Source organism: Cryobacterium sp. N22 (assembly GCF_002929555.1).
GTDB lineage: Bacteria > Actinomycetota > Actinomycetes > Actinomycetales > Microbacteriaceae > Cryobacterium.
The window spans coordinates 699,270-724,012 of the sequence record NZ_PJJP01000039.1 but is presented as its reverse complement, the minus strand read 5'-3'; the positions used below and the strand labels follow the sequence as shown (position 1 = coordinate 724,012).

The window sequence follows — 24,743 nt, the reverse complement described above, 5'->3', positions numbered from 1 at the left end:
CTTTACCCATCGCCCGCGAACCGTGAGAAAAGCCCCAACCCGCGCGGCGGATTGGGGCTTTTCTCACGGTTCGCGAGGTGGTCAGCGGTGGTGGAAGCGCTGCACCATCGGGCAGTCGAACGGGTCACGGGCGGCCAGGCCCACCTTGTTGAGGTAGGCGACCACGATGCCGTAGGACTCGAACAGACCGGTCTCGGTGTAGAGGATCTTGTTGGACTCGCAGTATTCCTTGGTGATCTCCTGCGCCTTCTTCAGGTGCGGGCGGGCCATGTTCGGGAACAGGTGGTGCTCGACCTGGTAGTTCAGGCCGCCCATGAAGGTGTCCATGAGCGTGCCGCCGCGGATGTTGCGCGAGGTGAGCACCTGGCGACGGAGGAAGTCGACCTTGCTCTCGTGCGGCAGCTGCGGCATGCCCTTGTGGTTGGGGGCGAAGGAGGCGCCCATGTAGACGCCGAACACGGCCATCTGCACGCCGATGAATGCGAACGCCATACCCAGCGGCAGGAAGTAGAAGATGACGGCGAAGTAGACCAGGATGCGCGTGGTGAGCATGGTGATCTCGAGCCAGCGCTTGTCGACCTTGCCCTTGCCGAAGACGGTCTTGAAGCCGTGGATGTGCAGGTTGATGCCCTCGAGGGTGAGCAGCGGGAAGAACAGGTAGCCCTGCTTGCGGGTGATGAAGGAGGTGAGCCAGTTGACCTCTGAGGCGTCCTTCTCGTTGAAGCGGATCACGTCGGGGTCGATGTCCGGGTCCTTGCCGACCACGTTCGGGTTGGCGTGGTGGCGGCTGTGCTTGGTCATCCACCAGGCGTAGCTGATGCCGACGAAGAGGTTCGCGAGGATGCGGCCGGCCCGGTCGTTGGCGGGTCCGGACTGGAAGACCTGGCGGTGCGACGCCTCGTGGGCGAGGAACGCGAACTGGGTGAGGATGATGCCGAGCACGCCGGCGATGATCAGCTGGTACCAGGAGTCGCCGAGCAGCACGAAGCCGACGCCGAGGCCCGCGGTGATCAGCACCAGGGCGGCGAAGACGCCCCAGTAGAAGCCGGTGCGGCGGCCGAGCAGGCCGAGATTGCGCACGGTGTGCAGCAGGGAGGAGTACTCGGTGGTGGGGTTCTTGGAGTCGCCACCCTTGCGGGTGCGGACAATACGCACCGTGGGTGCGGCAGATGCTTCCGACATGAGGCCTTTGGTTTGTATCTGGACTTCTCAGTCGGTTGTAGAGCAAACACTCGTCAAGCAGATACCGGCCATCCTACGGGTTCAGGGCTCAAAAACTCCTCGAATTCACACGCCTTTAACAGGGGATGTATTCCAATTTCGGCATATGTCGAGAGACATGCACGCGCTGCAATAAGAGCGTTAATGCTGGTCAGCGCCAGCTCGGCAGCCAGATGTGCGCCTGCCAGAACGCGAACGGCACCTGGGCGCCGGTCCAGAGCGGGAAGTAGTAAGCGCTTACGAGCGTGGCCAGGGCCAGGAACACCACCACCGTCGCCCGGCCGGAGGCGCTCTTGAGCAGCAGCCCGATCACCAGGGTGAGACCGAGGATCAGGTACGGCTCGAACGCGATCGTATAAAACTGGAACACCGTGCGGTTCAGGTACATCAGCCAGGGCAGGTAGCCGGCGACCATTCCCATCAGGATCAGGCCGACCCGCCATTCCCGGTACCGCACCAGCCTGTAGACCAGGTACAGGATCGCGGCGGTCGCGGCCCACCAGATCAGCGGGTTGGCGATGCCGGTGATGGCCTCTGAGCAGGTGGCGTAGCCGCAGCCGTTCTCACCGAGGGACGAGCCCTGGTAGTACATGCTCGTCGGCCGGCTCATCAGCAGCCAGGTGAGCGGGTTGGCCTGGTACGGATGCGGGGTGACCAGGCCCACGTGGTAGCCGTAAGCGGCCGACTGGTAGTGCCAGAAGCTCTGCAGGCTGTGCGGCACCCAGGCCAGAGCCCCGGTCCAGGCCTGACCGGCCTGGTCGGCCCAGTCCCGGTAGTAGCCGCCGCGGGTGACGAACCAGCCGGTCCAGGAGACCAGGAAGGTCAGCACGGCCACGGGCACCAGGAGCAGGAAGGTCACCGGCCCCTGCTTGAGGATCGCTCCGCTGGCCCAGAACGGCAGCCCCGCCCGGCGGCGGGCGAGTGCGTCGACCACGACGAGGTAGATGCCGAACGCGGCCAGGAAATAGGCCCCCGACCACTTCACCGAACAGGCCAGACCGAAGGCCAGGCCCGCCGCCAGCACCCACGGCCGCCACCAGAGCGCCGGTCCCCAGGTGGGATCGATCTCGTTGTCGCGCTTCTCGTTCAGCCACGCCCCGAGCCGGGCCCGGTGGTGGTCCCGGTCCATCAGCACGGCGCCGAAGCCGAGCAGGGCGAAGAACATCACATAGTTGTCGAGCAGCGCCACCCGGCTCATCACGATGGCGTTGCCGTCGATGGCGAAGAGGAAACCGGCGATCGTGCTCAGCAGCAGCGACCCGAAGAGCTTCTGGGCGATGAGCATGAGCAGCACGACGGCCAGCAGCCCGACCAGCGCGGTGACGACCCGCCAGCCGAACGGGTTGTCGGCGCCGAATGCGGCCATCCCCAGGGCGATGAGCCACTTGCCCAGCGGCGGATGCACCACGAACGACGGGGCGCTGCCGAAGATATTGCTCTGCCCGGCGGCGAACAGGGCGTCGGCACCGTCCGGCCAGGTGGACTCGTAACCGTTGTTGAACAGGCTCCAGGCGTCCTTCACATAGAACGTCTCGTCGAACACCAGGGTGCCGGGGTGGCCGAGGTTCCAGAACCGTAAGACAGCGGCCAGCAGCACCACCAGCACCGGCGCCGCCAAACGGACCCACCGGTTGGCCCGCAGGGCGCTCCAACGGTCGGTCACACGATCGGTCGCAGCGGGGGTGAGGAGCACCTGACCATCGTAGTGAGCCACTGCTGCGAGACTGAGACCATGATCATTCTGGCTGCCACGCCCATCGGAAACCTCGGGGACGCCTCGACCCGCCTGATCGAGGCGCTGCGCAGCAGCACCGTCATCGCCGCCGAGGACACCCGGGTGACCGTGCACCTGCTCAAGGCCCTCGGCGTGGAGAACCGGCCCCGGCTGATCGCCCTGCACGACCACAACGAGCGTGGCAAGGCCGCCGAACTCGTCGAACTCGCCCGCGACACCGACCTGCTCGTGCTCAGCGACGCCGGCATGCCCACGGTCTCCGATCCCGGCTTCCACCTGGTGGATGCCGCCATCGCCGCCGGCGTGACCGTCACCGCCATCCCCGGCCCGTCGGCCGTGCTCACCGCGCTGGCCGTTTCCGGCCTGCCCACCGACAGGTTCACCTTCGAGGGCTTCCTGCCCCGCAAGCACGGCGAGCGGATGCAGGCGCTGCGCGAGGTGGCCACCGAGCGCCGCACCATGGTCTTCTTCGAATCGCCCAACCGGCTCGCCGCGTCGCTCACCGACCTCGCCGCCGCGCTCGGCGCCGACCGCCGTGTGGTGGTCTGCCGGGAGCTGACCAAGTTCTACGAAGAGGTCAAGCGGGGCACCGCCGCCGAACTGGCCGAATGGGCCGCGGCGGGCGTCCGCGGCGAGATCTGCATCGTCGTCGCCGGGGCAACCGCCCGGGTGCTCGACCTGGCCACTGGCGTCGAGGAGGTTCTGGCGCTGGTCGCGGCCGGGGCGCGCCTGAAGGAGGCCGCGGCCGACGTGTCCGCCGCATCCGGGCTCGGCAAGCGCGACCTGTACGAGGCCGCGCTCACCGGCAAGGCCGCCGGGGCTGGCGCGCCGCGCCAGAAGGCCGCCCCGCAGCCCGAATTACCGCTGGACTGAGCCGGTTCCGGGCTGCCGCGCGGCGTAACAGGGTCTGACGCCTGCGCAGCTCCCCATAAGATGTGAGCATGTCCGACGGCTCATCTTTTTACATCACCACGCCTATTTTCTATGTGAATGATGTCCCGCACATCGGGCACGCCTACACGGAGGTGGCCGCGGATGTGCTTGCCCGCTGGCACCGCCAGCGGGGGGAGGACACCTGGCTGCTCACCGGCACCGACGAGCACGGCCAGAAGATCCTGCGCACCGCCACGGCCAACGGCGTCACCCCCAAGGAGTGGGCCGACCGCCTGGTCGAGACCGCGTGGAAGCCGCTGCTGAAGACCGTCGACATCAACAATGACGACTTCATCCGCACCACTGACGTGCGCCACGAGGTGAACGCGCAGAAGTTCCTGCAGCACCTCTTCGACGCCGGCCACATCTACACGGGCGAGTACGAGGGTTTCTACTGTGTGGGCTGTGAGGAGTACAAGCAGCCCGGCGACCTCGTCGACGGCGCCGGCGAGTACACCGGCCAGCAGGTTTGCGCCATCCACTCCATCCCCGTCGAGCTGCTGCACGAGAAGAACTACTTCTTCCGCATGAGCACCTTCACCGACCAGCTGCTGGCCATGTACGAGGCCAACCCCACCTTCATCCAGCCCGAATCCGCCCGCAACGAGGTCATCTCCTTCGTCAAGCAGGGCCTCTCCGACCTGTCGATCTCGCGGTCGAGCTTCGACTGGGGCATCAAGGTGCCGTGGGACGACAGCCACGTCGTCTACGTCTGGTTCGACGCGCTGCTCAACTACATCACCGCCGCCGGCTACGGCCAGGACGATGAGAAGTTCAGCCGGCTCTGGCCCGCCACGCACATCGTCGGCAAGGACATCCTGCGTTTCCACGCCGTCATCTGGCCCGCCATGCTGCTGGCCGCCGGCCTGCCGGTGCCCACCCAGGTGTTCGGCCACGGCTGGCTGCTCGTCGGCGGCGAGAAGATGAGCAAGTCCAAGCTCACCGGCATCGCCCCGAACCAGATCACCGACACCTTCGGCTCCGACACGTTCCGGTATTACTTCATGCGCGCCATCAGCTTCGGCCAGGACGGCTCGTTCTCCTGGGAGGACCTGTCCGCCCGGTACCAGTCCGAGCTCGCCAACGGCTTCGGCAACCTGGCCTCCCGCGTCATCGCCATGGTGGTGCGCTACTGCGACGGCGAGATCCCGGCGGTCGGCGCGCCCACCGCGGCGGACACCGCCATCCGCGACACCGAGATCCGGGTCACCCGGGCCGCCGACGCGGCCATCGACAAGCTCGCCCTGCACGAGGCCCTCGCCGCGGTGTGGGAACTCGTCGACGAGCTCAACGGCTACATCACCACGCAGGAACCGTGGGCGCTGGCCAAGAACCCCGACGACCGCGAACGCCTCGAAACCGTGCTGCACACCGTGGTGCGCGGCCTCGGCACCCTCGCCGTGCTGCTCTCCCCGGTGACCCCGCAGGCCACCGCGACGCTGTGGGGCGCCCTCGGCGGCACCGGGCTCGTGCAGGACACCGCCATCGACCGGGCCTGGGAATGGACCGGCGGCACCCACGTCTCGCCGCTGACCGCCCTGTTCCCGCGCATCGAGGCCACTGTTGGCTAACGGTTCGGCCGACAGCACCCACATCCGCTCCCGAGAGGCCGGCGCCGGACGCGACCTGGTCTACCCGCCGGCACCCGTGCCGCTGGTCGTGGGCGTGTACGACAACCACACGCACCTGGAGATCAGCGACGGGATCACCCCGCTCTCGGTCGCCGAGCAGCTCGACCTGGCCTCCAGCGTGGGCGTGCGCGGCGTCATCCAGGTGGGCACGGACGTGGCCACCTCCCGCTGGTCGGCCGAGATGGCGGCCCGTGAACCGCGGATGCTCGCCGCCGTCGCCATCCACCCCAACGACGCGCCGGAGCTGGAGACCGCAGGCACCCTCGACGAGGGCCTCGCGGTGATCGACGAACTCGCCGGCCGGCCCCGGGTCGTCGCCGTCGGCGAAACCGGCCTGGACTTCTACCGCACCGGCCTCGACGGCCGCGCGGCCCAGTTCCGGTCCTTCGAGGCGCACATCGAGATCGCCAAACGGCACGGCCTCGCCCTGCAGATCCACGACCGGGACGCCCACGACGAGGTCGTCGAAACCCTGTTGCGGGTCGGCGCGCCCACACATACGGTCTTCCACTGCTTCTCCGGCGGCGCCGAACTGGCCCGGCTCTGCGCCGACCAGGGTTGGTACATGTCCTTCGCCGGTCCGGTGAGCTTCAAGAACGCCGCCACGCTGCGTGAGGCCCTCGCCGTGGCCCCGCGTGCCCTGCTGCTGGTGGAAACCGACGCGCCATACCTCACGCCCGCCCCGCACCGCGGTCGCCCCAACGCGCCGTATCTGCTGCCGCACACCCTGCGCGCCATGGCCGAGCACCTGCAGACGGATGTCTCGGTGCTCGCCGCCCAGATCACCTCGAACACCGAACTCGTCTACGGCCGCTGGGACGCGGAACCCGTGGTGTTGACCGACACCCCCCGAGACCCCCGCATCAGCCCGGCCGGAGGCCCCGCATGACCGACTCTGCCCACAACCCCGCCAAAGGGCCCGCCGCCCTGCTCGGCCCCGCCGAGATCCGCGACCTGGCCGAGATGCTCGGGGTGAACCCGACCAAGAAGCTCGGCCAGAACTTCGTCATCGACCCCAACACCGTTCGGCGTATCGTCAAGGTCGCCGCCGTGCAGCCGGGCGAAACCGTGGTGGAGGTGGGCCCGGGGCTGGGCTCGCTCACCCTGGGGATCCTCGAGGTGGGCGCCGCCGTCGTGGCCGTCGAGATCGACGACCGCCTCGCCGAGCAGCTGCCGCTGACCGTGCAGCTGATGCAGCCGGGCGCCGCGCTCACCGTCATCCGCGCCGACGCACTGAAGATCGCCGAGCTGCCCGGAGAGCCCACCCGACTGGTGGCGAACCTGCCCTACAACGTGTCGGTCCCGGTGCTGTTGCACCTGCTCGAGCATTTCGCGTCCATCCGCGCCGGTGTGGTGATGGTGCAGGCCGAGGTGGGCGAGCGCCTCGCCGCCCTGCCGGGCTCGAAGATCTACGGCAGCCCCAGCGTCAAGGCCGCCTGGTACGGGCAGTTCCGCACCGCCGGCAAGGTGAGCCGTCAGGTCTTCTGGCCGGTCCCCAACGTGGACTCCATCCTCATCGCGTTCGAACGACGCGGCGAACAGCTCGAATCCGAGGAGCTGCGCCTGGCGACCTTCGCGCTCGTCGACGGGGCCTTCCAGCAGCGCCGCAAGATGCTGCGCCAGTCCCTGTCGGGCGTGCTCGGCGACTCGGCTCACGCGGCGACGGTGCTCACAGCGGCGGGAATCGACCCCACCGAGCGGGGCGAGCAGCTCACCGTGCACGACTTCCTGGCCATCGCCCGATCCTGGCTGGCCTAGGTTAGGAACATGACCACCACGGCGACCTCACCGGTTGTGCATGCGCGGGCACCGGGCAAAATCAACGTCTTCCTCAAAGTGGGAGCCGTGATGGACGACGGCTACCACGATCTCGCCACGGCATTCCAGGCCGTCTCCCTCTACGAAGACGTGCGAGCCTCGGCTTCCGATGGCTTCAGCGTCGAATTCACCGGGTCCGTCGATTCCTCGGATCTGGCCGTCGACGACAGCAACCTCGCGATCAAGGCGGCCCGCGCGCTGGCCAGGGCCACCGGCTACACCGGCGGGGTGCACCTCGAGATCGACAAGAACGTGCCCATCGCCGGCGGCATGGGCGGCGGCTCTGCGGATGCCGCGGCCACGCTGCTCGCCTGCGACACGCTCTGGGGGACCGAACTCAGCAAGGAGGAGCTGCTGAAGATCGCGGCCACCCTCGGTGCCGATGTGCCGTTCGCGTTCACCGGCGGCACCGCCATCGGCACCGGCCGCGGCGACCAGCTGAGCCCCGCGCTGGCCAAGGGCACCTTCCACTGGGTGCTCGCGCTGGCCGAGTTCGGCATGTCGACCCCCTCGGTCTACAGCGAGCTGGACCGGCACCGCACCCGGCACGCCCAGGACATCTTCCCCGCCCCGCAGCAACCCACTGTGGACGCCGACGTGCTGCAGGCGTTGCGCGCGGGGGACCCGGCCATGCTGGCGAACTCGATGCACAACGACCTGCAGGCCCCGGCGCTGCAGCTGGCGCCCGGCCTGGGCCGGGTGCTCGAGCTCGGCGAGGCCAACGGTGCGCTGGCCGGCATCCTCTCGGGGTCAGGTCCCACCGTGGCGTTCCTCGTGCCGGACCAGGACGCCGGACTCGAACTCACGGTGGCGCTGAGCGCGGCCCGCCTGAACGTGGTGCGTGCCACCGGCCCCGTGCACGGCGCCCGAATCCTCACCTCCTAGCCCGCCCCGCCGGTAGTCGAGCGCCGCGACCCGGGCTGTGTGTCGCGCCCGCCCCGTTGGTCGAGCTCGTCGAGACCTGGTGACCCGGCCTGTGTGTCGTGCCCGCCTCGTTGGTCGCGACCGCGGGACCTCTCGCGGGATCTCGACAGGCTCGATCAACGTATGGGTCGCGACCCGGCCTGCGGGGCGCGCCGGCCTCGTTGGTCGAGCTTGTCGAGACCTGGTGACCCGGCCTGTGTGTCGTGGCGGCCTCGTTGGTCGAGCTTGTCGAGACCTGGTGACCCGGCCTGTGTGTCGTGCGCGCCTCGTTGGTCGAGCTTGTCGAGACCTGGTGACCCGGCCTGTCTGTCGTGCCCGCCTCGTTGGTCGAGCTTGTCGAGACCTGGTGACCCGGCCTGCGGGGCGCGCCCGCCTCGTTGGTCGAGCTTGTCGAGACCTGGTGACCCGGCCTGTGTGTCGTGCCCGCCTCGTTGGTCGCGACCGCGGGACCTCTCGCGGGATCTCGACAAGCTCGATCAGCGGATGGGTCGCGATCACGGGATGACTAGCGGGATCTCGACAGGCTCGATCAACGTATGGGTCGCGACCCGGCCTGCGGGGCGCGCCCGCCTCGTTGGTCGAGCTTGTCGAGACCTGGTGACCCGGTGCGACCGCGGGACGTCTCGCGGGATCTCGACAGGCTCGATCAGCGGGTGGGTTGCGACCGTGGGATGTCTTGCGGGATCTCGACAGGCTCGATCAGTGGATGGGGCGCGAGGGCGGGCGTGGGCGCCGGAAGCGGCGGTACTGGCGCTCAGCTGCGGGGGATAGGCTCGAACCCTATGGCACATTTGCTCGGGGCCGAGTCCCTGCACCTTGAATTTCCCACCCGCGTCATCTTCGACAGCGTCACCGCCGGACTGAACGAGGGTGACCGCATTGGCATCGTCGGCCGCAACGGCGACGGCAAGTCCACCCTCCTGCGCCTGCTCGCCGGCCGCATGGAGCCCGATTCCGGCCGGGTGACCCGCCGGCGCGGCGTCACCATCGGCGTCCTCGACCAGTCCGACGACCTCGTCAACGGCCAGACGGTGGGTCACACCATCGTCGGCGGCATCGACGAGCACGTCTGGGCCGGCGACTCGAAGGTACGCGACGTGATCGCGGGCCTCGTGCGCGACATCCCCTGGGACACCCTCGTCGATGACCTCTCCGGTGGCCAGCGCCGCCGGGTGGCCCTCGCCCAGGTGCTCATCGGCGACCACGATGTGGTCTTCCTCGATGAGCCCACCAACCACCTCGACGTCGAAGGCATCGCCTGGCTCGCCGGCCACCTCAAGAACCGTTGGGCCCAGAACTCCGGCGGCCTCGTGGTCGTCACCCACGACCGGTGGTTCCTCGACGAGGTCTGCAACATGACCTGGGAGGTGCACGACCGCCTGATCGAACCCTTCGAGGGCGGTTACGCCGCGTATATCCTGCAGCGCGTCGAACGCGACCGGATGAGCGCCGTGATGGAGGGCAAGCGCCAGAACCTGATGAAGAAGGAGCTGGCGTGGCTGCGCCGCGGCGCCCCCGCCCGCACCGCCAAGCCCAAGTTCCGCATCGACGCCGCCAACGAACTGATCGAGAACGAGCCGCCGCCCCGCGACACCGTGTCGATGCAGTCGATGGCGATGCAGCGCCTGGGCAAGGACGTCGTCGACCTCGTCGACGTCTCCGTCACCTTCGGTGAGAAGACCGTGCTCAACGGCATCACCTGGCTGATCGCACCGGGTGAGCGCACCGGCATCCTCGGTGTCAACGGCGCCGGCAAGTCGACCCTGCTCAACCTCGTGGCCGGCACCCTCACGCCCGACAGCGGCAAGGTCAAGCGCGGCAAGACCATCAAGGTCGCCGTGCTCACCCAGCAGCTGTTCGAGCTCGACGACATCCGCAACGACAGGGTCAGCGACGTCATCGCCCGCCAGCGCACCTCGTACATGGCCGGTGGCAAGGAGATCACGCCCGGCCAGATGCTCGAGCGGATGGGCTTCATGAGCGCCCAGCTCTCCACCCAGGTCAAGGACCTCTCAGGTGGCCAGAAGCGCCGCCTGCAGCTGCTGCTGATCGTGCTGGACGAGCCGAACGTGCTGATCCTCGACGAGCCCACCAACGACCTGGACACCGACATGCTCGCGGCCATGGAAGACCTGCTCGACTCCTTCCCCGGCACCCTGCTCGTCGTCTCGCACGACAGGTACCTGATCGAGCGCGTCACCGACAACCAGTACGCGGTCTCCGACGGCGGTTTCCACCACCTGCCCGGCGGCGTGGACCAGTACCTCGAGCTGCGCAAGCGCCAGGTCGCCGGCGGCTCCTTCACGGCGGATGCGGCGTCGCCGACGTCCGCCACCGCCAAGGGCTCCGGCAAGCCGGCGCTCGGCGGCGCCGAGCTGCGCAACGCGCAGAAGGAACTCGCCTCCATCGACCGCAAGGTCGCCAAGCAACAGGCCAAGATCAAGGACCTGCACAACGCCCTCGCCGCGCACGACCAGAGCGACTACACCGGACTGGGCGCACTCCAGGCCGAGGTCGCCGCGGCCGAAGACGCCGTCGCCGGCTTCGAAACCCGGTGGGTGGAACTCTCGGTGCTGCTCGAAAAGTAGGTCATCAGCGTCACCGCCGGCACCCCCGGTTGCTCGAACCGCCGCCCAGCTCGCAGATTCTGTGACTGGGCGGCTTTCGTCGAAGTTTCTGTGACGTTTCGTGTCCGAGCGGCCCACGGCTCGACCGAGCTGCGGCTACCGTAGAAGAGTGCCACGCGATGCTGCGGCACAGAACCCCCACGCGAAGTCCGTGGTTGCCTGTGCCTGTGAACACTTCGTCGTGACCCGCGCACACACAGCGAACGAGACGTGGAGAACACCAGCGTGAAGAACATCACAACGAAGAAGAGCATCCTGGCCGCCCTGGCGCTCGGCGCCAGCGTCACCCTGCTCGCCGGCTGCGCCGGTGGCGCCGGCGGCGGCGAAGACGAGACCGTGAAGATCGGTGTCGTCGGGGCCAGTGACCCGTACTGGGCCGACTACACCGAGGCTGCCGCCGAAGAGGGCATCACCGTTGAGGTCGTCGACTTCGCCGACTACAACCAGCCCAACCCCGCCCTGACCAACGGCGACATCGACATCAACCAGTTCCAGCACCTGGTCTACCTGGCCGACTACAACGTCTCCAGCGGCGAAGACCTCACGCCCATCGGCGCCACGGCCATCTACCCGCTCGGCCTGTACTCCACCAAGGTCACCGACGTGGCCGACCTGGGCAAGGGCGACACCGTCGCCGTGCCCAACGACGCGAGCAACCTGGCCCGCGCGCTGCTCGTGCTGCAGAGCGCCGACCTGCTGACCCTCAAGGACGGCGGCACGATCTTCTCCACCCTCGACGACGTCGACACCGAGAAGTCCAAGGTCACCGTCACCGCGCTCGAGCCGTCCCTCACCGCGACGTCGCTGCCCGACGTGGATGCCGCGATCATCAACAACGACTTCGTGGAGAAGGCCGGCCTCAAGTTCGAGGACGCCCTCATCAAGGACGACCCCTCCGACGAATCCGCGCTGCCCTACGTGAACGTGTTCGCCGTGCGCGCCGAAGACAAGGACAACGAGACCTACGCCAAGCTCGTCGACATCTTCCAGACCACGACGGCCGTCACCGACGGCCTGCTCGAGGTCTCCGGCAACTCCGCGGTTCTGGCCACCACGCCGCCCGCCGACCTCCAGTCGGCCCTGGCCAAGGTCGAGAAGGACACCGCAGCACAGAAGTAGGCAGTCCCCGGCCGGCCGCTCCTCCCCGTGAGGCGCGGCCGGCCTTTCCCCGTTTCAACCGAAGGATCTGCATGACCGCTCCAACCCCACTCGTTGAACTCCGCAACGTCAGCAAGGTGTACCCGGCCACCGTCAAGGGCGCCCCGGATGTGACGGCGATCGACGACGTGAGCATCAGCATCGACGCCGGCGACGTCTACGGCATCATCGGCTACTCGGGAGCGGGCAAGAGTACCCTGGTACGCCTGGTGAACGTGCTCGAGCGGTCCACCGCCGGCGAGATCCTCATCGACGGCCGCGACGTGGCTCAGCTGCCCGAACGCGAACTACGTCCGGTGCGACTGGGTATCGGGATGATCTTCCAGCAGTTCAACCTGCTGAACTCCCGCACCGTCGCCCGCAACGTGGCGTATCCGCTCGAGGTGGCCGGCCGCGAGAAGGCCGACCGCACCACACGGGTCGCCGAGATGCTCGACTTCGTGGGGCTGGCCGACAAGGCCGGCGCCTACCCGGACCAGCTCTCCGGTGGGCAGAAGCAGCGGGTGGGCATCGCCCGCGCCCTCGCCTCGTCGCCGGCGCTGCTGCTGGCCGACGAGGCCACCAGCGCCCTCGACCCCGAGACCACCCACGAGGTCCTCGAGCTGCTCAAACGGGTCAACCGCGAGTTCGGCGTCACCATCATCGTCATCACCCACGAGATGGATGTCATCCAGACGCTGGCCACCAAGGTCGCCGTAATGGACCAGGGCCGCATCATCGAACGCGGCGACGTGTTCGACGTGTTCTCGAATCCGCAGCAGGCCGCATCCGCCCGTTTCGTCTCGACGGTGGTGAAGGGGCTGCCGTCCAGGCCCGAGCTGGAGGTCCTCAGGGCCAGGCACACCGGCCGCATCGTGACTCTCGCGTTCCGCAGCGACACCGTCGACCAGACCCAGGTGTTCGGCGAACTGTCCCGCGACGGCATCGCGTTCCAGGTCGTCTACGGCGGCATCAACGAAATCCAGGGGCGCCCGTTCGGGCACCTCACCCTCGCGCTGACCGGCGACGACGTGACCATCGACGCCGCGCTCGACAGGGTGCGCGCGCTCACGACAGTCACCGAGGTGCGCTGACCATGGACTCCCTGATCAACCTGCTGCCCGAATTCTGGAAGGCCACCGGCGAGACCCTGTACATCGTGGGGCTCACCCTGCTCCTCGGCGGGTTCGGCGGCCTGGTCGTGGGCCTGGGCCTCTATCTCACCCGGGCGGGCAGCATCCTGGCCAACCGGCCGGTGTTCGGCGTGCTCAACGTTCTGGTGAACACCATCAGGCCGATCCCGTTCATCATCTTCCTGGCCGCCGTGCAACCGCTCACCCGCGCCGTGGTGGGCACCGGTATCGGCAACAACGCGATGATCTTCACGATCGCCCTCGCGGCGATGTTCGCGATGGCGCGCATCGTGGAGCAGAACCTGCTCACCGTGACGCCCGGCGTGATCGAAGCGGCCCGCAGCGTCGGTGCCGGGCCCGTGCGCATCATCTTCACGGTGCTGCTGCCTGAGGCGCTGGGCCCGCTGATCCTGGGCTACACGTTCATCTTCGTGGCCCTCGTGGACATGTCAGCGGTCGCCGGTTACGTCGGCGGTGGCGGACTGGGCGCGTTCGCGCTGCTCTACGGGTGGCGCCAGTTCGATCCCGTCGTCACCTGGGCCGCCGTGCTGCTGATCATCATCTTCGTGCAGGTTGTGCAGTTCCTCGGCAACCGGCTGGCCCGCAAGGCCCTCCGCCGCTAGTCGAAGTCCAGGCTGAGGCGGCGGAGGAGGGCGGCCAGGCGCTCCTGGTCGGCCGGGGGCAGGCCGGCCAGGAGGGCGGCCTCGGCGTCGACCAGACGGGTGATGGCGGCATCCACCCGGGTCAGACCGCCCGCGGTCATGCCCACGAAGATCCCGCGGCCGTCGTTGGGGTCGGTGCGCCGGGTGACCAGGCCGCGTTCGACCAGCCTGTCGATGCGGTTGGTCATGGTGCCGCTGGACACCAGGGTCTGCTGCAGCAGCAGCTTCGGGCTCAGCTCGAACGGTGCGCCGGCCCGGCGGAGCGCCGACAGCACGTCGAATTCCCAGGAGTCCAGCTCGGATCGCGAGAACGCGGTGCGGCGGGCGCGGTCCAGATGCTTGCTCAGCCGGGCGACGCGGGAGAAGACCTGGAGGGGAGCGAAGTCGAGGTCGGGGCGCTCCCGCAACCAGGCATCAACGATCCGGTCGACTTCGTCATTGGCAGGCATTCGTCCATTATCCGGTTTTCGCAGACGCCGGAAACCGCGGATGACGCAGGGTGTCCGCTCTTCTGGCAGACTTGACTCCGTTGCCCGGCCCGAGCCGACGCAATCCGCCGTGGTGTAATGGCAGCACGACAGCCTTTGGAGCTGTTAGGTCTAGGTTCGAGTCCTGGCGGCGGAGCTCGTGTGAGAACCCGTTGAGAGGACCCCAGTGACAGATTCCCGCCTCGCCGTCATCGTGCTGGCCGCCGGCCAGGGCACCCGCATGAAGTCCAGCCTGCCGAAGCTCATGCATCCGCTCGCCGGGCTGCCGATCATCAGCCACGTGCTGGCCACGGCGAGGGCACTGGATGCCGCGCACGTGATCACGGTGCTGCGGCACGAGCGTGAGCGTCTGGCCGAGCTTGTTGCCCTCGACCTGCCGGAGAGCCTGCTTGTCGACCAGGACGAGATCCCCGGCACCGGCCGCGCCGTGGAGCAGGCCGTCGCGGCGCTGCCCGCCGACTTCGACGGGGACGTGCTCGTGATCAGCGGTGACGTCCCGCTGCTGAACGCCGCCACCCTGACCAACTTCATCGAGGCGCACCGCGAACGCGCCGAGGTGTCCGCCACCGTGCTGTCCGCGTTCCCGACCGATGTCACCGGCTACGGCCGCATCATCCGCGGCGACGACGGCGCCTTCGACCGGATCGTGGAGCACAAGGACGCCAGCGACGACGAGCGCGCCGTCGACGAGATCAACGCCGGCGTCTACGTCTTCGGCCTGTCCGAACTGCGCGACCAGTTGGCTCGGCTCACCACCGACAACGTGCAGGGCGAGAAGTACCTCACCGACGTGGTCGGTCTGCTCCGCGCCGCCGGGTCAGAGGTGCGCGCCGTTCCGGTGGCGGATGCCTGGCTCGTCGCCGGCATCAACGACAGGGCGCAGCTCAGCGACACCGCCGCCAAGCTCAACGCCGTCATCGTGCGGGGCTGGCAGCTGGCCGGCGTGACCGTGCAGGACCCGGCCACCACCTGGATCGACCTCAAGGCCACGCTCGCGAACGACGTGACCCTGCTGCCCGGCACCCAGATCCTCGGCTCCACCACGGTGGCCACCGGTGCGATCATCGGCCCGGACACCACCCTGCTCGACTGCGAGATCGGTGAGGGGGCCACGGTCAAGCGCACCGACGGCACCCTCGCGGTCATCGGCGCCGGCGCCACCGTGGGCCCGTTCGCCTACCTGCGTCCGGGCACCTGGCTGGGCGCCGACGGTAAGATCGGCACCTTCGTGGAGACCAAGAACGCCGTCATCGGTGAGGGCAGCAAGGTGCCGCACCTCAGCTACGTCGGCGATGCCACGGTCGGGGTGCACTCCAACATCGGGGCAGGCACGATCTTCGCGAACTACGACGGCGTGAACAAGAACCCCTCGGTGATCGGGTCCCATGTGCGCACCGGATCGCACAACGTGTTCGTCGCGCCGATTAGAATCGGAGACGGAGCCTACACGGGCGCCGGCACTGTGGTCCGCAAGGACGTGCAGGCCGGGGCGCTCGCGATCAACGTGGCTCCGCAACGCAATATGGTCGGTTGGGTAGAGACCAACAGGCCGGGAACAGATGCGGCGACAGCCGCGTCACAGAGCGGAGACTAGGTGCCTGGAATCAAGAGCAGCGGCGAGAAGAAATTGGTGCTCATCTCGGGGCGAGCACACCCACAACTCGCGATCGACATCGCCGCAGAACTTGGTTCGGAGCTGATCCCCACCGACGCACGCACCTTCGCGAACGGCGAGATCTACGCCAGGTTCGACGAGAGCGTGCGCGGCGCCGACGCGTTCGTCATCCAGTCGCACACCAACCCCATCAACGAGTGGCTGATGGAACAGCTCATCATGGTGGACGCGCTCAAGCGTGCGTCGGCCAAGCGGATCACCGTGGTCGCCCCGTTCTACCCGTACGCCCGTCAGGACAAGAAGGGCCGCGGCCGCGAGCCGATCTCCGCCCGCCTCGTCGCCGACCTGTTCAAGGTGGCCGGCGCCGACCGCATCATGTCGGTCGACCTGCACGCCGCCCAGATCCAGGGCTTCTTCGACGGCCCCGTCGACCACCTCTTCGCCATGCCGGTGCTGCTCGAGCACTTCCGGGCCAAGCTGGACCCGTCCACCCTCACCATCGTGTCGCCGGACATGGGCCGCGTGCGCGTCGCCGACATCTGGAGCGACAAGCTCGGCGCCCCGCTGGCCATCATCCACAAGCGCCGCGACCCGCTGGTGCCCAACCAGATCACCGTTCACGAGATCGTCGGAGAGGTCAAGGGCCGGGTCTGCCTGATCGTCGACGACCTGATCGACACCGGCCGCACCATCGTGCAGGCCGCCGAGGCCCTCATGGCCGCCGGCGCCATCGGTGTCGTCGTCGCCGCCACGCACGCCGTGTTCAGCCCGCCCGCGCTCGAGCTGCTGCAGAACGACGCCATCCAGGAAGTCGTCGTCACCGACACCCTGCCGATCCCCGAGGACAAGCGTTTCCCGACGCTGACCGTGCTGCCGATCGCGCCGCTGCTGGCGCGCGCCATCCACGAGGTCTTCGACGAGGGATCCGTCACGTCGATGTTCGAGGGCGCCGCGTAGGGCATCCGCTCTCAGTACGCCGGTGGCCGGTCCCGTTTTCGGGGCCGGCCGTCGGCGTTTTCAGAGCACGAGTTCGACGGTGACCGTCGCCGTGTCGCCCACGTCGATTCCCTCGGCCTGGCGGATGGCCTTCTTCACCGGCAGCACGAACCTGCCGGTGGCGCTCTCGGGGAAGATCGAGGTGGCCCATCGGGAGTCGTTGATGGCCACCCGCACCCGTTGGGAGCCGAACCCGACGCGCAGGCCGTCGGTGAGCTCCCGGATGTCCTCGGACTGGTCGGCGGGCATCGAGACGAACACCCAGGCGTTCATGCTCTCGGTGTTCCACAGTGCCGTCGTGAACGTGAACCTGGGTCCCATCGGATGCCTTTCGTGGGCAGTCGGACTGCGCGGGCTAGCTGGCTTGGCTCGCGACGCTGCCGGCGGGCGTGTGGAACGGGCCCGGGATGATGCCCAGCGGCATGACGAAGGTCTGGCGTTCGTTCTGGTCGATCGCGTAACACTGCCAGCCGAAGCCGCCCGCCCCGATCAGCTCGAACCTGGCGTCGATGCCCTCGGAGAGCGGGTAGTAGCGCGCCACCGCCGCGGCGCACGCCCGGGCAGCCGTGGCCGAGGCGATGCTCAGGGTGGTGAGCACCCCGGGCACGAGCAGGGCGACGAGGCCGAGGATCACCGTGATGCGCATGAGCAGCACCATCCGCCGGCCGCGGAGGGGCCGGGAGGAATCCGTCGGCTCGTAGCCGGAGAGTTCGGGGTGAAAATCGCTCATGAGTGCCCTCCAGTAAATCAGATCGCGCCGGATCGGGGGTACCCGTTTGCGGATGTCTGCGGTTCACCTCGTCGCCGTACCCTGGCCTCATGAACTCCACGGATCGGCGGCAGGGCCAGGGCGCCCTCCAGCGGCACCTCGGCACCGGCGGGGCGATCGTGCTGGGGCTGGCCGCGATGGTCGGCGCCGGGGTGTTCTACGTGTGGGCGCCCGCGGCCGCCGCCGCCGGCTCCGGCCTGCTGATCGGGCTGGTTCTGGCGGGGCTGGTCGCGTCACTCAACGCCCTGAGCTCGGCGCAACTGTCGATGAGTCATCCGGTGTCCGGGGGAGCCTACGCGTTCGGGCGGGCGACCCTCGGCCCGTGGTGGGGGTTCGCCGCCGGCTGGCTGTTCCTGGCCGGCAAGACCGCCTCGGCCGGTGCGATCGCCTCTATCCTGGGCGGCTACCTGTGGCCTGAGCAGGCCCGGCCGGTGGCCGTGCTGGCGATCCTGGTGCTCGGCGCCGTCAACCTGGCCGGTCTCCGCAGCACCGCCAGGCTCAGCGCCGTGGTGGTGTTCCTGGTGCTCGGCGGGCTGCTCGTGCTGGTGGCCGTGGTGGGTGCCGGGCTCGCCGGCGGGTCGCTCACGGCCTCGTTCGACACCGGGTCGCTGCTGGCCGGTGGCGGGGCGGGCATCCTGCAGTCGGCCGGCCTGCTCTTCTTCGCGTTCGCCGGGTACGCCCGTATGACCACGCTGGGGGAGGAGGTGCGGGATCCCCGCCGCACCCTGCCGCGTGCGATCGTGACCGCGCTGGGCCTCACCCTGGTGGTCTACGGGGTGATCGGTCTGCTCTGCGTGCTCGTGCTCGGACCGGCGGGCCTGGCGGCCTCTGTGTCGCCGCTGGCCGACCTCGTCGGCGGCGCGGAGCCGTGGACCGGCATCGTGCGGATGCTGGCGACCATCGCCTGCCTGGGCTCGTTGGCGGGCATCCTGGCCGGTCTCAGCCGCACCGGGCTGGCGATGGCGAGGGAAGGCGACCTGCCGGGCGCGCTCGGCCGCATCTCGCCGACCCGGAACACGCCGGTGGCGGCGGAGGTGGCCGTCGGCCTCGTCGCGGTGCTCGGTGTGCTGCTGCTGGATCCGGCCCGGCTGGTGGGCTTCTCGGCCTGCGCGGTGCTGGTCTACTACGCGATCGCGCACCTGGCCGCCCTCCGGCAGCCGCGCGAGCAGCGCTGGCTGCCTCGCGCGGTGCAGTACACGGGCGTGGCCGGCTGCCTGCTCCTGGCCCTCACGCTGCCCTGGCCGGGGGTCGTCGCCGCGTTCGGCTGGCTGGCCCTGGGCCTGCTCGGCCGTGCCCTGCGCCAGGCCTGGTCCGCCCGTCGCTGACCCGCGGCCCTCCCGCCGCAACTGGTCCCGGTGCGGACAAGTGGTCCCGGCACACCGGGTGCACGTGTCCGCAGCGGTAACAGATAGCGGCCGACGTTGCGGCTCCTCCACAGCCGGGGAGACGGGCGGGTCTGTACGGGTGGGTACGGGCCGCGTGCGGCTGAGACGGTGGATGCGAGTCTCGCCGCATGGCTGATGACCGGCTGGACCCACGTACGGGCCTATTCCTCGTGAAAAACGTCGGTGTGACCGACGCCGATGCCCGGCAGTTCCGAAGATCTGTCGGTCGGGGGCAGGGCACCCGCCTGCGCCGTGGGGTTTTCACGACGGCGGACCGCTGGGACGGCCTGGCCTCCCAGGACCGATACCTCGACCACATCCGTGCTGTCGTGGCGACCAGGCGGCACGACCCCGTCGTCAGCCACCAGTCCGCCGCAGCGCTGTGGGGTATCCCGGTAGGTGGCGCCTCGCCGGAGGCCGTGCATGTCCTCGCGGTGCCGGCGGCGCGGGTGCGCAGCAAGAACGGCGTGTTCGTGCATCGCACCGCGTTCGACTGGACCGAGGTCGTCGAACTCGACGGCATGCTCGTGACCAGCCCGGCCCGCACCCTGCTCGACCTGGCCAGAACGGCAACCTTCGAGGACGCCGTCGTTGCGCTCGACCACGGCCTGAATCCTCGACGGGCCAGCCCGGACGTGCTGGTTTATCCGGACGAACTGTCCGACATGCTCGCCCGGAGTGCGTCGTTGCGCGGCAGCACCAAAGCGCAGCGGGCCATCGCCTTCGCGCGTCCCAACGCCGACAATCCGGGGGAGTCGCTCAGCCGGGTCGCGATCTTCCAGCTGGGCTTCCCCGATCCCGAGTTGCAGTGCCGGCACCCGAATCCGCGAGGCGGGTGGTACTTCACCGACTTCGAGTGGCCGCAATTCCGGCTGATCGGTGAGTTCGATGGACGGGGCAAGTACCTCAAAGACGAATACCTGCGCGGGCGCGCACCGGGTGACGTCGTCTACGCCGAGAAGGTGCGCGAGGACCACCTGCGCGCCGAGGGATTCCGGGTGGTGCGGTGGGGCCCTGGTGAGCTCGCCAACCGGGGCGCGCTGAGTCGCTTGCTGGTCGCTGCCGGGTTGCCCGTCACCCGTTGAGAGCCGACCCGTCCGGCCATCCGCCCGACCCACCAGACAACTGTTGCCCGTGCGGACAACCGGTCCCGGCGTACCGGGCGCAATTGTCCGCACGGGCAACAGTTGCCGGGCGGGTGGTGCAGGCGTGGGACCTCTAGTGCGAGGAGCCCTCGGTGGCGATCTCGGTGCGGTCGCCGGACCACAGGGTGTGGAAGGTGCCGTCCTTGTCGGTGCGCTTGTACGTGTGCGCGCCGAAGAAGTCGCGCTGGCCCTGCACGAGAGCGGCGGGCAGGCGCTCGGCGCGCAGCCCGTCGTAGTAGGCCAGCGACGACGAGAACGCCGGGGTGGGGATGCCCGCGAGGGCGGCTCCGGAGACGACGCGGCGCCAGCTGTCCTGCGCGGTGGCAACGGCATCCGTGAAGTACGGCGCGGTGACCAGGGCCACCAGGCCCGGGTTCTCGGCGTACGCCTCGGTGATGCGGTTGAGGAACTGGGCGCGGATGATGCAGCCGCCGCGCCAGATCTTCGCGATGTCACCCTTGTTGATGTTCCAGTTGTACTGCTCGGCACCGGCGACGATGGCGTCGAAGCCCTGCGAGTACGCGATGATCTTCGACGCGTAGAGCGCCAGGCGCACGTCTTCGACGAACGCGGCCTTGTCGGTGACGCTCCAGGCGGTGCTCGGGCCGGGCAGGCCGGTGGCGGCCTGGCGCTGGGCGGGCTTGGAGGAGAGGCTGCGGGCGAACACGGCCTCGGCGATGCCCGAGACGGGGATGCCCAGGTCCAGGGCCGTCTGAACGGTCCAGACGCCGGTGCCCTTGGAGCCGGCCTCGTCCAGGATCACGTCGACCAGCGGCTGCCCGGTGGCGGCGTCGATCTGCTTGAGCACCTCGGCGGTGATCTCGATGAGGTAGCTCTCGAGCTCGCCGGCGTTCCACTGGGAGAAGATCTCGGCGATCTCGGCCGGCGTGTAGCCGGCCGCGGAGCGGAGCAGGTCGTAGGCCTCGGCGATGAGCTGCATGTCGGCGTACTCGATGCCGTTGTGGATCATCTTGACGAAGTGGCCGGCGCCGTCGGTGCCCACGTGGGTGACGCAGGGCACGCCGTCGACGACCGCGGCGATGGACTCGAGGATCGGGCCGAGGGTGACGTAGGCCTCGGCGGAGCCGCCGGGCATGATGCTCGGGCCCTTGAGCGCGCCTTCCTCGCCACCGGAGATGCCGGCGCCGACGAAGTTGATGCCGGTCTCGCGCACGGCCTTCTCGCGACGGAGGGTGTCGGTGAACAGGGCGTTGCCGCCGTCGACGATGATGTCGCCGGGCTCGAACAGCTCGGTGAGCTGGCTGATGACGGCGTCGGTGCCCTTGCCGGCCTGCACCATGATGATCGCGGTGCGGGGGGTCTTGAGTGAGGCGACGAACTCCTCGATGGTTTCGGATGCCACGAAGCCGGCCTCGGGGTGCTCGGTCGTGAGCAGGCGGGTGCGTTCGGGCGAACGGTTGTAGACGGCCACGGTGTTGCCGTCGCGGCTGGCGAGGTTGCGGGCGAGGTTGGAGCCCATCACCGCCAGTCCGACGACGCCGATGTTTGCCTGTGCTGAACCGGATTCTGACACGTGTTCTCCTTCGGGTCTGTGAGCTTTGACCACTTTCTAGGGTAGTCGAATCGCCGGGGCGGCTCCGCCCGGTGGGCCCGCGGGGGCGCTCGGGGCGTAACATCGCCCGTCTGGCGGCGGGAAATGGCCGTCCCGGAAGAGTTCTTTGACAAAGCAGACATAACTGATAGTGTCTCGACTTGAAATCAGATTTATTGAGTGGTTCCCACGAAGTGATCCGATGTAATGACGCGTCGAACAAGAAGTGGACCATCAATGACCGATGACTCGCCAGTTTCCCCCGCCCTCCCCGTGCCGCCGATGGTGGTCATGGGCGTGCAGGGCTCCGGGAAATCCACCGTCGGCCGGTTACTCGCCGAGAGCCGGGGCCTGCGCTTCATCGACGGCGACGACCTGCACAGCGCCGAAGCCAAGGCGAAAATGGCCTCGGGCCATCCGCTCACCGACGCCGACCGCCTGCCCTGGCTGACCCGCATCGCCGACGCCATGGCCGCGGCCCTGGGCGCGGGGGAGAGCACCGTGGTGGCCTGCTCGGCGCTCAAGCGCAGCTACCGGGACCTGATGCGCGCCATCGTGCCCGGCCTGGTCTTCGCCGAGCTGTACGGCGACCAGTCCCTCGTGGCCGACCGCCTCTCACACCGCAACCACGAGTACATGCCCACCCACCTCCTGGACTCGCAGTTCGCGACCCTCGAACCCCTGGCCGCCGATGAGGCTGGCCTCCGCGTTTCCCTCACCAAAACCCCCGACGAGATCGTCGGAGCAATCACAGAAAGCAACGGACAACGATGACCGACCTTGAACTGAACTGGGTGCTCTCCACCCCCGCCCTGCTGGGGGTCGCCGTCGGCGCCATCCTGCTCCTGCTCGTCTTGATCATGAAGTTCAAGGTGCACGCCTTCCTGGCGCTCATCCTGGTGAGCCTGCTCACCGCTATCGCCACCGGCATCCCCACCGCCGCGCTGATGCCCACCCTGCTCACCGGCTTCGGCGGCACCCTCGCCAGCGTGGCCCTGCTGGTGGGACTCGGCGCCATGCTCGGCCGCATGCTCGAGACCAGCGGCGGCGCGAAGGTGCTCACGGATGCCCTGATCTTCAAGTTCGGTCAGCGGCGCGCGCCCCTGGCCCTGGCTGTCGCCTCGCTGATGTTCGGCTTCCCGATCTTCTTCGACGCCGGCCTGGTCGTCATGCTGCCGATCATCTTCGCCGTGGCCCGCCGGCTCGGCGGCTCCTTCCTGCTGTACGCCTTCCCCTCCGCCGTGGCGTTCTCGGTCATGCACATCTTCGTGCCGCCGCACCCCGGCCCCGTCGCCGCCACCGGCCTGCTCGGCGCCGACGTCGGCCTGGTCCTGATCTTCGGCCTGCTCGTCGCGCTGCCGGCCTGGTACTTCGTCGGTCACCTCTTCGGCGGCTACGTCGGCCGTAAGTACGACATCCCCGTGCCCAGCATCCTGCGCGGCAGCACCGGCGAGCTCTCCGAATTCGCCTCCTCACCCAAGCTCGGCACCATCCTCACCCTGCTGCTGCTTCCGCTCGTCCTGATCTTCCTCAACACCGGCCTCAACATGGCCGCGACCGCCGGACTGGTCTCGCTGGAAGACACCTGGGTGCAGATCCTGCGCACGCTGGGCGAAACCCCCGTCGCGCTGCTCATCACGGTGTTCCTGGGCATGATCCTGCTCGGCTGGAAGAAGCGGAAGTCGTCCAGCCTGATCGAGACCGTTGTCGACAGCGCCCTCGGCCCGGTGTCCTCCGTCATCCTGATCACCGGCGCCGGTGGCATGTTCGGTGGCGTGCTCCGCGCCAGCGGCATCGGCAACGCCATCGCCGAGTCCCTCGACGCCATCGGCCTGCCGGTCATCGTGGCCGGCTTCGTCATCGCCGCCATCGTGCGGGTCGCCCAGGGTTCGGCCACCGTCGCCCTCACGACGGCCGCGGCCCTCGTGCAGCCCGTCGTGTTCAACAACCCCGACTTCAACCCGGTGCAGCTGACCGCGATCGTGCTCAGCCTCGCGGCGGGATCCGTGTTCGCCGGGCACGTCAACGACTCCGGCTTCTGGCTGGTCAGCCGGTTCTTCGAGATGGACACCAAGACCACCCTGAAGACCTGGACCGTCGGCCAGGCGCTCATCGCCGTCGTCGGCTTCGTGATGGCCGTGGCGATCTACCTCGTCGCCAGCACCTTCTAGGGAGAGGCACCTCATGGCAACTCAGACACACTCACCGTTCGACATCACCGGCCGGGTCGCCCTGGTCACCGGCTCCAGCCGCGGGATCGGCCGCTCCATCGCGGAGGGTTTCGCCGAAGCCGGCGCCGTCGTGGTCCTCAACGGCGTCGACCCCGAGCGGCTGGCGGCCACCCAGGCCGAGTTCACCGCGCGGTTCGGGGCCGACCGGGTCTACGCCCGCGCCTTCGATGTGACGGATGAGGCGGCTGTGGTTGCGGGGATCGCCTGGATCGAGAACGAGGTCGGGCCGCTGCGCATCCTGGTCAACAACGCGGGTATCCAGCACCGCGTGCCGCTGCTCGACCTCGCCCTGGCTGACTGGGAGCGGGTGCTGACGACCAATCTCACCAGCGCGTTCCTGGTCGGCCGCGCCGCCGCGCGCCACATGATCGAACGCGGCGAGGGCACCATCATCAACGTGGCCTCGGTGCAGGCCGACCTGGCCCGGCCCACCATCGGCGCCTACACGGCGTCCAAGGGCGGCATCCGCAACCTCACCCGCGCGATGACCGCCGAGTGGGCCGGGCACGGCCTCACCATCAACGCCATCGCACCCGGTTACATCCACACCGAGATGACCCAGAAGCTCGTCGACGACGACACCTTCAACCAGTGGATCCTCGGCCGCACCCCCGCGCACCGCTGGGGAACGACCGCGGACCTCGTCGGGCCGGCCCTGTGGCTGGCCGGGGACGCCTCGGCGTTCGTCAACGGCCAGGTCATCTTCATCGACGGCGGCATGACCGTCGTCGTCTGACACCC

Annotated in this window: 22 protein-coding genes and 1 tRNA gene; 17 read left to right on the top strand and 6 right to left on the bottom strand. The window is 68.7% G+C overall.

All coding sequences use genetic code 11. The annotated features are described in order from the left end of the window. Nucleotides 1-81 precede the first annotated feature (81 nt). Complete coding sequence (locus tag CXY76_RS18870) at nucleotides 82-1,182, bottom strand: acyl-CoA desaturase (protein ID WP_104167194.1); 1,101 nt, start codon at nucleotides 1,180-1,182, stop codon at nucleotides 82-84. Between the two features lie 190 nt (nucleotides 1,183-1,372). After that, entirely contained in the window at nucleotides 1,373-2,935 is a 1,563-nt protein-coding gene (locus tag CXY76_RS18865; protein WP_104167192.1) for a dolichyl-phosphate-mannose--protein mannosyltransferase, read from the bottom strand. An 18-nt stretch (nucleotides 2,936-2,953) separates the two neighbouring features. Here CXY76_RS18865 and rsmI point away from each other — a divergent pair, with 18 nt between their 5' ends. The 9 genes from rsmI (at nucleotide 2,954) to CXY76_RS18820 (ending at nucleotide 13,782) form a co-directional block, all read left to right on the top strand. After that, entirely contained in the window at nucleotides 2,954-3,829 is an 876-nt protein-coding gene (rsmI, locus tag CXY76_RS18860; protein WP_104167190.1) for a 16S rRNA (cytidine(1402)-2'-O)-methyltransferase, read from the top strand. A gap of 68 nt (nucleotides 3,830-3,897) precedes the next feature. After that, complete coding sequence (metG, locus tag CXY76_RS18855; protein WP_104167188.1) at nucleotides 3,898-5,460, top strand: methionine--tRNA ligase; 1,563 nt, start codon at nucleotides 3,898-3,900, stop codon at nucleotides 5,458-5,460. Further along, entirely contained in the window at nucleotides 5,453-6,409 is a 957-nt protein-coding gene (locus tag CXY76_RS18850; RefSeq protein WP_199190362.1) for a TatD family hydrolase, read from the top strand. The genes metG and CXY76_RS18850 overlap by 8 nt, the downstream gene beginning before the upstream one ends. Continuing rightward, entirely contained in the window at nucleotides 6,406-7,278 is an 873-nt protein-coding gene (rsmA, locus tag CXY76_RS18845) for a 16S rRNA (adenine(1518)-N(6)/adenine(1519)-N(6))-dimethyltransferase RsmA (protein ID WP_104167186.1), read from the top strand. Before CXY76_RS18850 ends, rsmA begins: the two co-directional genes overlap by 4 nt. A gap of 9 nt (nucleotides 7,279-7,287) precedes the next feature. After that, on the top strand, nucleotides 7,288-8,223 hold the full coding sequence (locus CXY76_RS18840; protein ID WP_104167184.1) for a 4-(cytidine 5'-diphospho)-2-C-methyl-D-erythritol kinase: 936 nt from the start codon (nucleotides 7,288-7,290) through the stop codon (nucleotides 8,221-8,223). An 821-nt stretch (nucleotides 8,224-9,044) separates the two neighbouring features. Further along, on the top strand, nucleotides 9,045-10,850 hold the full coding sequence (locus CXY76_RS18835; protein ID WP_104167182.1) for an ABC-F family ATP-binding cassette domain-containing protein: 1,806 nt from the start codon (nucleotides 9,045-9,047) through the stop codon (nucleotides 10,848-10,850). Between the two features lie 273 nt (nucleotides 10,851-11,123). Then, the gene (locus CXY76_RS18830) at nucleotides 11,124-12,008 is read left to right on the top strand and encodes a MetQ/NlpA family ABC transporter substrate-binding protein (RefSeq protein ID WP_104167454.1); all 885 of its coding nucleotides are present in this window, start codon (nucleotides 11,124-11,126) and stop codon (nucleotides 12,006-12,008) included. A gap of 71 nt (nucleotides 12,009-12,079) precedes the next feature. Further along, nucleotides 12,080-13,120 (top strand): methionine ABC transporter ATP-binding protein, encoded by a 1,041-nt coding sequence (locus CXY76_RS18825; RefSeq protein ID WP_104167180.1) that lies wholly within the window; start codon nucleotides 12,080-12,082, stop codon nucleotides 13,118-13,120. Between the two features lie 2 nt (nucleotides 13,121-13,122). Next, nucleotides 13,123-13,782 carry a methionine ABC transporter permease gene (locus CXY76_RS18820; RefSeq protein WP_199190361.1) on the top strand — a complete coding sequence of 220 codons (660 nt, stop codon included), beginning with the start codon at nucleotides 13,123-13,125 and terminating at the stop codon, nucleotides 13,780-13,782. On the opposite strand, the gene CXY76_RS18815 is transcribed toward CXY76_RS18820, so the two are convergent. Beyond that, nucleotides 13,779-14,270 carry a MarR family winged helix-turn-helix transcriptional regulator gene (locus CXY76_RS18815; protein WP_104167176.1) on the bottom strand — a complete coding sequence of 164 codons (492 nt, stop codon included), beginning with the start codon at nucleotides 14,268-14,270 and terminating at the stop codon, nucleotides 13,779-13,781. The genes CXY76_RS18820 and CXY76_RS18815 overlap by 4 nt on opposite strands. A 103-nt stretch (nucleotides 14,271-14,373) precedes the next feature. Between CXY76_RS18815 and CXY76_RS18810 the strand changes: the two genes are divergently transcribed. The 3 genes from CXY76_RS18810 to CXY76_RS19560 all read left to right on the top strand — a co-directional run bounded on the left by CXY76_RS18810 (nucleotide 14,374) and on the right by CXY76_RS19560 (nucleotide 16,881). Further along, nucleotides 14,374-14,445, top strand: a tRNA-Gln gene (locus CXY76_RS18810). Nucleotides 14,446-14,475: 30 nt separating this feature from the next. Further along, complete coding sequence (gene glmU, locus CXY76_RS19565) at nucleotides 14,476-15,903, top strand: bifunctional UDP-N-acetylglucosamine diphosphorylase/glucosamine-1-phosphate N-acetyltransferase GlmU (RefSeq protein ID WP_199190360.1); 1,428 nt, start codon at nucleotides 14,476-14,478, stop codon at nucleotides 15,901-15,903. Then, entirely contained in the window at nucleotides 15,904-16,881 is a 978-nt protein-coding gene (locus tag CXY76_RS19560) for a ribose-phosphate diphosphokinase (protein ID WP_134479672.1), read from the top strand. It begins immediately after the preceding gene. A gap of 60 nt (nucleotides 16,882-16,941) precedes the next feature. Here the strand turns inward: CXY76_RS19560 and CXY76_RS18800 are convergent, their stop codons facing one another. Further along, on the bottom strand, nucleotides 16,942-17,241 hold the full coding sequence (locus CXY76_RS18800) for a DUF1905 domain-containing protein (protein WP_104167174.1): 300 nt from the start codon (nucleotides 17,239-17,241) through the stop codon (nucleotides 16,942-16,944). Between the two features lie 34 nt (nucleotides 17,242-17,275). Next, on the bottom strand, nucleotides 17,276-17,650 hold the full coding sequence (locus tag CXY76_RS18795) for a hypothetical protein (protein WP_104167172.1): 375 nt from the start codon (nucleotides 17,648-17,650) through the stop codon (nucleotides 17,276-17,278). Between the two features lie 89 nt (nucleotides 17,651-17,739). Between CXY76_RS18795 and CXY76_RS18790 the strand changes: the two genes are divergently transcribed. Both CXY76_RS18790 and CXY76_RS18785 read left to right on the top strand, forming a co-directional pair. Further along, nucleotides 17,740-19,014, top strand: a complete 1,275-nt coding sequence (locus tag CXY76_RS18790) for an APC family permease (RefSeq protein WP_104167170.1) — start codon at nucleotides 17,740-17,742, stop codon at nucleotides 19,012-19,014. Nucleotides 19,015-19,202: 188 nt separating this feature from the next. Continuing rightward, entirely contained in the window at nucleotides 19,203-20,159 is a 957-nt protein-coding gene (locus CXY76_RS18785; protein ID WP_146073504.1) for a hypothetical protein, read from the top strand. A gap of 133 nt (nucleotides 20,160-20,292) precedes the next feature. On the opposite strand, the gene gndA is transcribed toward CXY76_RS18785, so the two are convergent. After that, nucleotides 20,293-21,753, bottom strand: coding sequence for an NADP-dependent phosphogluconate dehydrogenase (gndA, locus tag CXY76_RS18780; protein WP_104167166.1), 1,461 nt, complete (start codon nucleotides 21,751-21,753; stop codon nucleotides 20,293-20,295). A gap of 255 nt (nucleotides 21,754-22,008) precedes the next feature. Between gndA and CXY76_RS18775 the strand changes: the two genes are divergently transcribed. Genes CXY76_RS18775 through CXY76_RS18765 form a run of 3 tightly spaced genes read left to right on the top strand, consistent with a single transcriptional unit; the run spans nucleotide 22,009 to nucleotide 24,738 of the window. Beyond that, a complete protein-coding gene (locus CXY76_RS18775) occupies nucleotides 22,009-22,545 on the top strand; it encodes a gluconokinase (protein ID WP_233200040.1) in 537 nt (178 codons plus the stop codon). Beyond that, entirely contained in the window at nucleotides 22,542-23,942 is a 1,401-nt protein-coding gene (locus CXY76_RS18770; RefSeq protein WP_104167164.1) for a GntP family permease, read from the top strand. The genes CXY76_RS18775 and CXY76_RS18770 overlap by 4 nt, the downstream gene beginning before the upstream one ends. 13 nt (nucleotides 23,943-23,955) lie before the next feature. Then, on the top strand, nucleotides 23,956-24,738 hold the full coding sequence (locus CXY76_RS18765; RefSeq protein WP_104167162.1) for an SDR family oxidoreductase: 783 nt from the start codon (nucleotides 23,956-23,958) through the stop codon (nucleotides 24,736-24,738). The last annotated feature ends 5 nt before the right edge of the window (nucleotides 24,739-24,743 follow it).